Genomic DNA, 10,039 nt, shown 5'->3' with positions numbered 1-10,039 from the left:
CGTTGCTACGCATGGCTTCCAATCGTTGGGGAAACCGGTAACCCACGCCGTCAACAGGGTATCGGCTCCACGCTTACGTTGCTCCCGATCTGCGGCATAGATCACGGCTTTCTTGCGGACGTTCTGTTTGATCTCCCGCGGCGAGGCGGGGCGGTAGTGTTCCTCTAGCGCCCGTTTTACATAGAAATCGGCGACGGGATTCAGGACCATGTAGATTGCGCTGATTAGAACCGGGACGATAAAGAGCACCACAAAGGCCTTAAGACGCGAGTCCTTCATCGACTGAATTTCGTCAACAATTGTCTTCACGAACGGTGCCATCCTGGCTTCTGCCTGCTGTGCGGCGCGATCGATGGCCCTGTCAACGATTGCTTGCACATCAGCGATGTCCCCAGCTGTCATCGAAACGGGCGCCGGGGGATTCGTCACAATCAGACGCGTCGCTGATTCGACGAGCCCATTCGACCTCATCGCCTCGACCACTTCACCGAGTTCTGTGATGGGATTGGCGGCCCTCCATGTCCTCAGTAAGTCGGCGAACTTATCAGTCTGCAAATCGTGCAGCCATTTGTTCACGTGCAGATCTGCATAAGCTGTTTCGAACGCCTTCGCCGACGCTACGAACGAAGACTCCAATCTGAACGCGGCGATTGGGCTTAGCTGCCGCGCCCAGTTAGGATTGAGAGCAGCCTCAATCGCCTTATGGTGCTTAGTCCATCGAGCGACGTCCTCCATTGCTCTGATCTGCTGTTGCCGCCCGATATCGAAGGAAGCCTGAAGCCTCTTGATCTGCTGTCCCAACCCGTTGTCAAAGGAAGCTTGGAGCGCTCTGATCTGCTGTGCCACCCCATTGTCGAAGGAAGCCTGGAGCGACTTCATCTGCTGTCCCAACCCGTTGTCGAAGGAAACTTGGAAAGCTTTGATGTGCTGTCCCATCCCATTGTCGAAGGAAGCCTGGAGCGACTTCATCTGCTGTAGTAAGCTGGTGTTGGCTTTCAGCACGTCCATCGCCTTGAAGGAAGATGTCATCAAGGGCTCTAGCTTAAGGGTGTCGATTACTTTAAGTTGCTGGGCCCAACTGGCGGCCTGCGTTGCATCAATTTCTTTAACGGACTGCATTCTCGAAGGATTCAGTCCGAGCCGCTCCATCTCAGGCGTCGGCCTCATCGTTTTCGGGTTGGCGCCCGGCCCCTTCGCTTTATCTAACGGTCCGTTTCCCATTTCGATTCGTCCTCGGATCACTCTACGGAATTGGCCAAAGCCTAGTCTCCGGCGCATGTCGATTTTATAGGATTGACCGACATGCGAGCGTCGCACCTTCTCTACCTAGCGCGTCGTGATGCCATATACCTGCATCACACGTACGGCATGCGCGGTACCTACAGCCAGTCCCATGGCTATAAGACAATACCTCGTTGCTACGCCGTTTCTCGGGAGGAGAGCCGCCATTCGAACTGCGGGTCTTAAAGTTACTGGACGACTCTTAATGGCCGAACAGTGACACCAAGTGTTGCGGTCTTAGATAATCCGAGACAAATCTTTTATGGGGGCAGACCTTTCGATATAATTGAGGTACTTGTTGGCACCTAACCGAACACGGTTCTAGAAATCTGTGGGCGATGCAAGGGAAAAGGCGGGGAATGCTCAATCGTTGAGCATATTTCGTCGCGCTGACGAGAGGGTGCCGGGGGTGTGCTACCAACACATCCCGCCGGCGATTTTTGGCTTGGCTGCCTGTTCCATAATTGGAGGAACCACAAGAGCCACCGCGCCTAGGAAACGCATAGCTCTTGTTAGGACGAATGATACCGCGCGCGGCGCGCCGTGCAAAGTAACTTTGCAAGATTACTTTGTGCGTCTTCTGCAAACGTCATTGCGCCCGTACTTTGATAGTACGGCGCGGTTTATTGCTGCCGCTTTCCTCTTTTTTGCGGAACAGGCCATTTCTGAACAGAAAATGGCTCTTAAGATTCTTCGACTTATTGGTGTGCTGGATTGTGTCGGCGTCAAGAAAACAACGCTGTATCGCTGGATTCGTGAAGGCAAGTTTCCAGCGCCGGTCCAGTTAGGGGCCAGGAGCGTCGGCTGGCACGCGCAAGACGTCCAGAACTGGGTCGAATCCCGCCAATCGACGCGGGAGCAAGCATGAGCGTGCCCTCCCTTATGATCGATCGCGGCGGCCCGTATGGTCGCGCGATGGGCGCGGCCGTCACGGCGCGCGACGCCGCGTTCGTGCGTTGCCGCGACGCCCGCCTCCGCAAGCTCGCAGGAATCCTCGATGACATCGAGGGTTGCTTCTGGAATCGTGGCGACGACACCGGGAAGCTCGTAGCGATCGCCGTCACGCTCGCCTCGACGCTCGCGCTCGAAGCCCCGCATCTGACGACAAAGCAACTTGGCACCGCCTGCGAGAAGTTCGTCCAGGCGATTGCCGCTGCTGAACAGGATTCGGCGAACTATCGTCGTCGGCAGTATCGACAGCTGCGGAAAGCCTATCGTGCGCTTTACAACGACATCGATGCGCAGTGCACGGACGGGACGCGCCGCCTGCAAGTTAGCGCCCTGCTGAAGGGCGTCGCGCTCGGCCAATCACTGGCGCAGGGCAGCTCGCGACTGGATATCGAACAGCTCAAGCTGGCGACCGCCGTGCTCAAGGGGGAGGCCGCCTGATGCTCGCCCAAAGTCGCTTTGCACTAGGCAATATACGGCGTGGGCGTCGCGATTTGCGTCCTCCAGCATCGCGCGGTATCCTGTGCGCGTCGCTGAGACAACAGCGACCGGGATTTGCAGCCCGACAGTTCCAAGGCGGACGACCGCCGCAGTGCGGTTTTTTTACGTCCGTGTGCCTTCGCGCGCCTCTACGATCAATGGGTGGGCGACGGTGGGGAGGCTTCGGCCTGCCGGTTCCCTTGGACGCCGGTCTGCAAACCCTGCCGTCTGCCCGCCCACCCCAATTTGCAGTGGGGAGCGGGTTCAACCCGTCCAAGGAGGTCGCATTCGATGCGCCAGTCCACGCACGCCCATACCGGGCAGCAATCCCACCTCATTCAATCCATCGTCCGCGCTGCACTGCGCGACGCGGCAACCGCCAGCACGTATCAGGACGCGCTCGACGCAACCGGCGCGGCACTGGCCGCAATCGCGGCGCTCGTCCGTGCGGAGGTGCGTCATGGCTGAGCTGCGCTGCAAGATTGGCGATCTGGCGATCGTCACGAAGTGCGATGCTCGCTCGCGTATCGGCATGCTGGTCGAGGTGGCATCGGCTCACCCGACGCCCGATCACGATTGGCGCGTGCGGATCTTGGGCGGCCCCGTCTCGGGGCGTGGCGTCTGCGGTCGCCGGTCTGGCGACTTCACGCACGCGGCAGTCTATGACTGGAACCTCACGCCGATTCGCGACGAAGCAGAGCTGGATTGCACGATCGACGTCGGGCAACTCCTCGCATCGATTCTGGAGGTGCGCCATGTCTAAATACCGCCTGCCGAACGAAGTCACGATGATCGCCATGTGTGCGGCCCATCAGTTCGCCCAGCTCGAAGCGCTGTTCGATGCTGTCCGTTCGCATCTTGCGGAGGGCACCTACGAGCGCGCGCTCGTCGACATGGGGCAAAGCGTCGCGAGCCGGTACTCGGCCGAAATGCGCCGCACTGCGCAGCCGGAGGTGTGCCATGACTGATCAGCGCATCCGAACCGCGGTTGTCGACGGATTCGACAACGCACCGCCGCTGGATACGGGCGCACCGATCGAGCTGCAATTCGCCGTCGACCTTGGCGCGATCTGCGCCGACGCGTGGCTCGACCTGAAAGGCGATGTGCGGCTGCACGACTATGCGGCGCATCAAGCGGCTGCGTTCGCGCGCAGCATGGAATCCGCCATGCAGGACGCAGGCGACGTCGACGCGCATCGCGTGACGATCAGCCGCCAAGCATTCGCAGCCGGCCTGATGGGACGCGTGCAACAGCACCTGTTCGCCGCCCTCGGCCTCGTTACGCGCGAACCGCGTACAACGCACTGAGGGGCGGTCATGGCAAAGACGAACAAGAACGCCGTGCAACCGCTCGCCTCGCACTTCGTGGCCGAGGTGAACCGCCCCGATCACAACCGCATCGGCACGCGGATCAGTGACGCCATGGAGCTGCTGGACAGCCTGCATTGGGCGGCCGACAAGGCCACGTCCGATGACGACTACTGGCTTGTGCTGAGCCTGTTCCGCGCGTCCCTGCCGTCGATCGGCGCGGCGCTGGAGGCGGCCAACGACGCCCTTGGCGAGTCGCGGCTCGGCCGCTACGTCTACAGCAACGACGTCACGGCCGGCGGGGCCGTTCTGTCGGTGCCTCGCGCGGCCGGCTGACGCTGCGCCGCTAGGCATCGCCGCATCATTCAATTCTTCGCGCGTCGGGTAGCTGCTTGTCCGATATGGACTACTAATCGGGAGTCGACCGACGCGCGTCCAGTGGGAACCTATGAGTAACGCACCCATGTCCGAATTCGAGCGGGCGAGAGTCGCGCTCGGCTATGTCCCGCCTGACGACCGCGACACGTGGCGTCAGGTGGGGATGGCGCTCAAGGCCGAGTTTGGCGAGGAGGGCTTCGCCCTCTGGAACGAATGGAGCCAAGGCGCGCAGAACTACAACGGCAAGGACGCGCGCGATGTGTGGAAGTCGTTCAAGGGCGGCAAGATCACCATCAACACGCTGTTTCACCTTGCCAAGGCCGGCGGCTTCGATCCGCGTGCGCATCGAGCGAAGCCGGTCGATCCAGCGGAGCGCGAGCGGCAGAAAGCCGAGCGCGCGGCCCGCGAAGCGGCCGAGCTGGCCAAACTGACCGAGAAACAGCAAGCTGCGTCGGCCCTCGCTGAATCGATCTGGTCGGCGGCCGAGCCTGCGCCGGCCGATCACCCGTATCTCGTTCGCAAGCGCATCCCGGTCGACGCGCTGCGCGTCTATCGCGGCGGCTTGTGCATCGGCACGGCTGCATGCGACGGCGCCCTCGTCATCCCGGCGCGTGACGCGGACGGCAAGCTGTGGACGCTGGAGTTCGTCCTGACGGACGGCCAGAAACGCTATCTGCCGAACGGCCGCAAGGCGAGCTGCTTCTCGTTGATCGGCGGCCCGCTATCTTCCGCGCCGTCCACGCTGCTGATTGGCGAGGGTTACGCCACGTGCGCGACGCTCGCGGCCGCGACGGGCTATCCGGCCGCCGTCGCGTTCGACGCCGGCAACCTGCACGCCGTGGCGACGGCGCTGCGCGGCCAGTATCCGGACGCCCGCATCGTCGTGTGCGCCGATGACGATCACACGACGAAGGGCAATCCGGGCGTGACGAAGGCTCGCGCGGCGGCCGAGGCCGTCGCCGGCATCGTGGCCGTGCCCGACTTCGGTCCGAACCGCCCAGCGGCCGGCACCGACTTCAACGACCTGGCCGCGCACCTCGGCCCGGATGCGGTGGCCGCCGCCGTGCGTGCTGCGCTCGCACCGGCCGGCTCGGCGGACGCCGGCAAGGCCAAGGCTGCTCAAGCCGCCGCGAAGCCCGCCAAGCGCCCGAAAACGGCTCGCGCGCAGGACGGCAAGTCGCGGTTCGTCGTCGACGACAAGGGCGTGTGGTTTCACGGCTTCAACAATCAGGGCGATCCGCTGCCGCCGCATTGGGTTAGCACGCGGATCGATGTGATTGCCGAGACCCGGAACGAGATGAACAGCGAGTGGGGCTACCTGCTCGAATTCACGGACCGCGACGGCATCCTGAAACGGTGGGCGGTGCCGGCCGGCCTCTTTGCCGGCGACGGCACGGAACTGCGCCGCATGCTGCTCGACATGGGCGTGAAGCTTGGCGTGACGCAGATCGCCCGCACGCAGATCGCGAACTATGTGCAAATGGCGCAGCCGGACGAACGCGTGCGCTGCGTGCCGCGCGTTGGCTGGCATCACGGCGCGTTCGTGCTGCCCGATCGCGTCATCGGCACCGGCAAAGAGGCGCTGATCTATCAGGCCGACACGCCGATCCAGAGCCAATTCAAGGAGCGCGGCACGCTGGAGGACTGGCGACGCGAGGTCGCAGCCTACTGCGTCGGCAATAGTCGGCTGGCGTTCTGCGTCGCAACCGCCTTCGCTGGTCCGCTGCTGCACTTCTCCGGGCTTCAGTCGGGCGGCTTTCACCTGCTCGGAACGACGTCGAAAGGCAAGTCGACGGGCGGCGTTATCGCCGCATCCGTGTTCGGCTCGCCGGACTACGTGCGGAGCTGGAAGGCGACCGACAACGCGCTCGAAGCCGTGGCCACGCAGCATAGCGACGCGCTGCTGATCCTCGATGAAATCGGGCAGGTCGAGCCGCGTTTGGTCGGCGATGTGATCTACATGCTTGCGAACGAGTCGGGCAAGGCTCGCGCCTCGCGTAGCGGCTCTGCAAAGCCGGTTCTCACGTGGCGGCTGCTATTCCTGTCGAACGGCGAAAAGAGCGTGTCCGCGTTGATGGCCGAGGGCAACAAGCCCATGAAAGGCGGTATCGAGGTGCGCTTACCCGCGATCCCGGCCGAGGTCGGCGAAATGGGCGTCGTGGAGAGGCTGCACGGTTTCCCGACGCCGGCCGCACTGATCGAGCATCTAGAACGGCACGCCGGCATGCACTACGGCACGGCCGGCCCCGCGTTCATCGAGTGGGCGTCGTCGCAGGCCGGCGAGCTGGCCGAGCATCTGCGCATGCGCGTCGATGAGCTGGTCGGGCAATGGGTGCCGGACGGCTCGCATTCGCAGGTCGCGCGCGTCGCCAAGCGGTTCTGTCTCGTTGCGGTGGCCGGCGAACTGGCGACGGCGCACGGCCTGACCGGCTGGCCGCAGGGCGAAGCGGTCGAAGCCGCGCGTCGCTGCTTCGAAGGCTGGCTCGAACTGCGTGGCGGCACCGGCAATTCGGACGAGGCCGAAGCCGTGCGGCAGGTACAGCACTTCCTCGCCGCGCACGGCGACAACCGCTTCGTGTGGATGAACCGGGCGCAGGACGACCATCGGCCGAACGTGCCACATCGAGCGGGCTTCAAGCAGCACGTGAAGCGCGACGAGCGGCGCACGCCCATCGCCTCCGATCGCGAGTATTACGCCGAGTTCGGCGGCAAGATGAGCGCCGACGATGCGGAAAGCGTCGAGACGGAATACCTGATCGAAGCGGCCGTGTTCCGCAAGGACGTGTGCGCCGGCTTCGATCACAAGATCGTCGCCAAGGCACTGATGAAGCGTGGCGTGCTGATGCCGCGTAGCGACGGCTACCCGTACCGGCAGGAGTACATCCCCGGTCACGGCAAGTTCATGGTCTATCGCGTGCTGCCGTCGATCTTCACGCTCGAACTGTGAAAGACGCCGCCGCCGTCCGGGAGGGCGGTGGCGGGCATTCCTTTGCGCGGCATTTTTGGCCCGCGCGTCAAAGTTACTTTGAGCGATCCGCTCCAGACGGAACCGGGCCGGCGATGGCCGCGAATCTTGCCGGAACCGTAACAATTCGGCCCGGTTTATCTCCAGTATCTCCAGCGTTCTCCAAATCGTTTGGAGACACGCGAAGCCTTACCCCATAAGGCTTTGCTGCCGATTCGGGCGTTTATCTCCAAATCTCCAACTCGTTTTGCACTGAGCGGACAGGCGTCGACCAACTGTATCGACCACGAAGCCAGACGGGGCGCGGCTCTCCGGGATTTGACAGGCGTCGACGGCGTGTTTTCGAGGGGGGTGTCCGGGACGCGCCTCGATCGGGCATTGTTGCGCCGGCCGCAAGTGTCGAGGTGGCCGGAAAGCGGGGGACCCTGCGTCTAGGGCAAAGACGCGGGGGCTCACACCCGCGTGTTTTTCCTACTCCCGGCGCGCCTAAGGGGGGTCATATTCATACCGACATGCAGGGGGCCGGCAGTGCGGTGCCAATTCTGAAAAACCGGTGGGAGGTACGCAGCAAGGGGGTCATACGCGTGGCGGCACGGGTCTATCTTGCCGCCGCGATCGGAATGATCTTCGCCCCGCCCTGTTTGTCGAGATAGTCCGCCCACCACTGCATCATGCGATGGCGCTCGGACAGATACTCGGCGTGGTTGTATGCCGCCCGCACACCGTCCTGCTCGGAATGCGCGAGCTGACGCTCGATCCAGTCGGAATTGAAGCCCTTCTCGTTCAAGATTGTTGAGGCAAGGCCACGGAACCCGTGCCCGGTCATGCGACTGCGATAGCCCATCCGGTATAGCGCGTACAGGATCGTGTTCTCGCTCATCTGCTGCAACGGTCTACGGCTGTTCGGGAACAGCCAGCGCCGGTGGCCCGTAAGCGCGCGTAGCTCGGAAAGCAGCGCGATCGTCTGCTCGGCGAGCGGCACGATATGCACGCGGCGCATCTTCATCTTCTCGGCCGGAATGCGCCACTCTCGGCGCTCCAAGTCGATCTCCGTCCACTCGGCCTGCCGCAGCTCGATGGTGCGAACGAACGTCAATGCTAGGAATCGCAGAGCGAGCCGGGTCTCGGGCTCGCCTTCATAGGAAGCGATCGAGCGAAGCAACTCCGGCAGCTCGCTTTCGCCGACCCGCGCCATGTGCTTGACGGGCACTGCCTTCAATGCGCCTCGCAGGTCCGGCGACGGATCTCGCTCGGCACGGCTCGTCGCAACGGCATAGCGAAAGACTTGGCCGCATGTCTGCAACGTCTTGCGTGCAGTCTCGAACGCCTCTCGACCTTCGATTCGTCGAATGACCGCGAGCAAATCCGGTGCGCCGATCGAAGAAATCGGACGCTGGCCGATCAGGGGAAACACCTCGCGATCGAGCTGTTTCTTGACTCGGTTCGCGTGCGAAGCGCTCCATGTCTCTTGCTGCGCCTCGTACCACTCCAGTGCGACGGCCTCGAAGGTGTTCTGTGCGGCAATGGCGCGAGTCTGCTTCTCGACGTCACGCTCGAACGCCGGGTTCTTCCCCTCGGCCAACAGCCGCTTCGCTTCGTCACGCCTCGACCGAGCATCAGCGAGCGACGTCGCGGGATAGTCGCCGAACGTCAGCAGGTTTTCTTTGCCATTGAACCGGTATTTGAGCCGCCATTTCTTCGAACCACTGGAGCGCAGATCGAGATACAGGCCGCCGCCGTCGAAGAGTTTGTTTCCCCCGGCCTCATCGAATCTAGCGTTGCGGCACTTGGCGTCGGTAAGAGGTTTGGTTTTCATTGTTCGCCGGGGGTACGGCATACCCCCAAATCCGGGAAGTCATACCCCAAATCTTACCCCCAAATTTCCGGGATGCCCCGGTTCCACTCGGCACTTCCAGAAACAAAAAACCCGCGTCAGCGCTAGGCTGGACGCGGGTTTTGGGACTTCCCGGTACTACTTGATACTAGTGTTTGGTGCCGGCTGCAGGACTCGAACCCGCCACCTGATGATTACAAATCAACTGCTCTACCAGATGAGCTAAGCCGGCGTAAGCGCGAAATTCTACCTCATTTCACGATCTTGAGGCGAGGCCTGCTGCCACCTTTCGAACCGTCGCCATCGCTTTTCGGCGGTTCGTCGGCGCCTTCGGACGGCTCTTCGTTGGCACCGTCGTCAGCCGAATCGAGCGCGGCCGAAGTCTCGTCCCGCTGCGCATCCTGCTCCTGCGTGTCGGCGTCGTCTTCGAACGTACCCGAATCCTCGCCTTCGCCGGCCACCGCATCGACCTGAAACGCCATCCCTTGCCCGTTCTCGCGCGCGTAGATCGCGAGCACGTTCGCGACCGGAATCTCGATCTTGTGCGCCTTCCCGGAGAACCGGGCCGTGAACTCGATCCACTCGTTGCCCATCTGCAACTGGCTCGTCGCCTCGAAGCTGATGTTGAGCACGATCTCGCCGTCACGCACGAACTGACGCGGCACGCGCGTCGAGTTGTCGACCCTCACCGCGATATGCGGCGTGTAACCGTTGTCCGTGCACCACTCGTACAGCGCGCGCAGCAGATACGGCTTCGTTGAAATCTCTTGCATCACGATCCTCGAACCGGAGCGGACGCGCGGCACGCGCCGCACTGCCCGCTCCGTCATGCCCTCATTGCTTCG

11 protein-coding genes and 1 tRNA gene are annotated in these 10,039 nt (G+C 62.7%); 8 read left to right on the top strand and 4 right to left on the bottom strand.

Annotated elements, in window-relative coordinates:
• Window positions 1–1,221, bottom strand: a 1,221-nt coding sequence (locus tag BUB20358_RS23845) for a hypothetical protein (RefSeq protein ID WP_133168028.1), incomplete at its 3' end; no start/stop codon positions are given.
• A 616-nt stretch (window positions 1,222–1,837) separates the two neighbouring features.
• Between BUB20358_RS23845 and BUB20358_RS28505 the strand changes: the two genes are divergently transcribed.
• From BUB20358_RS28505 to BUB20358_RS23805, 8 genes are all read left to right on the top strand, one after another.
• Window positions 1,838–2,149 (top strand): helix-turn-helix transcriptional regulator, encoded by a 312-nt coding sequence (locus BUB20358_RS28505; protein ID WP_223296915.1) that lies wholly within the window; start codon window positions 1,838–1,840, stop codon window positions 2,147–2,149.
• Complete coding sequence (locus tag BUB20358_RS23835; protein WP_045552490.1) at window positions 2,146–2,670, top strand: hypothetical protein; 525 nt, start codon at window positions 2,146–2,148, stop codon at window positions 2,668–2,670. Before BUB20358_RS28505 ends, BUB20358_RS23835 begins: the two co-directional genes overlap by 4 nt.
• Before the next feature lie 330 nt (window positions 2,671–3,000).
• Window positions 3,001–3,177: a hypothetical protein gene (locus BUB20358_RS23830; protein ID WP_012329039.1), complete on the top strand. Its 177-nt coding sequence runs from the start codon at window positions 3,001–3,003 to the stop codon at window positions 3,175–3,177.
• Entirely contained in the window at window positions 3,170–3,472 is a 303-nt protein-coding gene (locus tag BUB20358_RS23825; protein ID WP_035973149.1) for a hypothetical protein, read from the top strand. Before BUB20358_RS23830 ends, BUB20358_RS23825 begins: the two co-directional genes overlap by 8 nt.
• Window positions 3,465–3,677, top strand: a complete 213-nt coding sequence (locus BUB20358_RS23820) for a hypothetical protein (RefSeq protein ID WP_006765346.1) — start codon at window positions 3,465–3,467, stop codon at window positions 3,675–3,677. Before BUB20358_RS23825 ends, BUB20358_RS23820 begins: the two co-directional genes overlap by 8 nt.
• Window positions 3,670–4,017 carry a hypothetical protein gene (locus BUB20358_RS23815; protein WP_006765347.1) on the top strand — a complete coding sequence of 116 codons (348 nt, stop codon included), beginning with the start codon at window positions 3,670–3,672 and terminating at the stop codon, window positions 4,015–4,017. The genes BUB20358_RS23820 and BUB20358_RS23815 overlap by 8 nt, the downstream gene beginning before the upstream one ends.
• A 9-nt stretch (window positions 4,018–4,026) precedes the next feature.
• Window positions 4,027–4,353, top strand: coding sequence for a hypothetical protein (locus BUB20358_RS23810; RefSeq protein WP_006765348.1), 327 nt, complete (start codon window positions 4,027–4,029; stop codon window positions 4,351–4,353).
• A 127-nt stretch (window positions 4,354–4,480) separates the two neighbouring features.
• Window positions 4,481–7,342 (top strand): DUF927 domain-containing protein, encoded by a 2,862-nt coding sequence (locus tag BUB20358_RS23805; RefSeq protein WP_035973150.1) that lies wholly within the window; start codon window positions 4,481–4,483, stop codon window positions 7,340–7,342.
• A 616-nt stretch (window positions 7,343–7,958) separates the two neighbouring features.
• On the opposite strand, the gene BUB20358_RS23800 is transcribed toward BUB20358_RS23805, so the two are convergent.
• The 3 genes from BUB20358_RS23800 to BUB20358_RS23790 form a co-directional block, all read right to left on the bottom strand.
• Window positions 7,959–9,176 carry a tyrosine-type recombinase/integrase gene (locus tag BUB20358_RS23800; protein WP_035973151.1) on the bottom strand — a complete coding sequence of 406 codons (1,218 nt, stop codon included), beginning with the start codon at window positions 9,174–9,176 and terminating at the stop codon, window positions 7,959–7,961.
• Between the two features lie 174 nt (window positions 9,177–9,350).
• Window positions 9,351–9,426: transfer RNA gene (locus tag BUB20358_RS23795), tRNA-Thr, on the bottom strand.
• A 19-nt stretch (window positions 9,427–9,445) separates the two neighbouring features.
• Window positions 9,446–9,967, bottom strand: coding sequence for a ClpXP protease specificity-enhancing factor (locus tag BUB20358_RS23790; protein WP_035973440.1), 522 nt, complete (start codon window positions 9,965–9,967; stop codon window positions 9,446–9,448).
• Between the last annotated feature and the right edge of the window lie 72 nt (window positions 9,968–10,039).

Origin of the sequence: Burkholderia dolosa (assembly GCF_902499135.1) — a bacterium.
GTDB lineage: Bacteria > Pseudomonadota > Gammaproteobacteria > Burkholderiales > Burkholderiaceae > Burkholderia > Burkholderia dolosa.
This window is presented reverse-complemented; position numbering and strand designations above follow the sequence as displayed.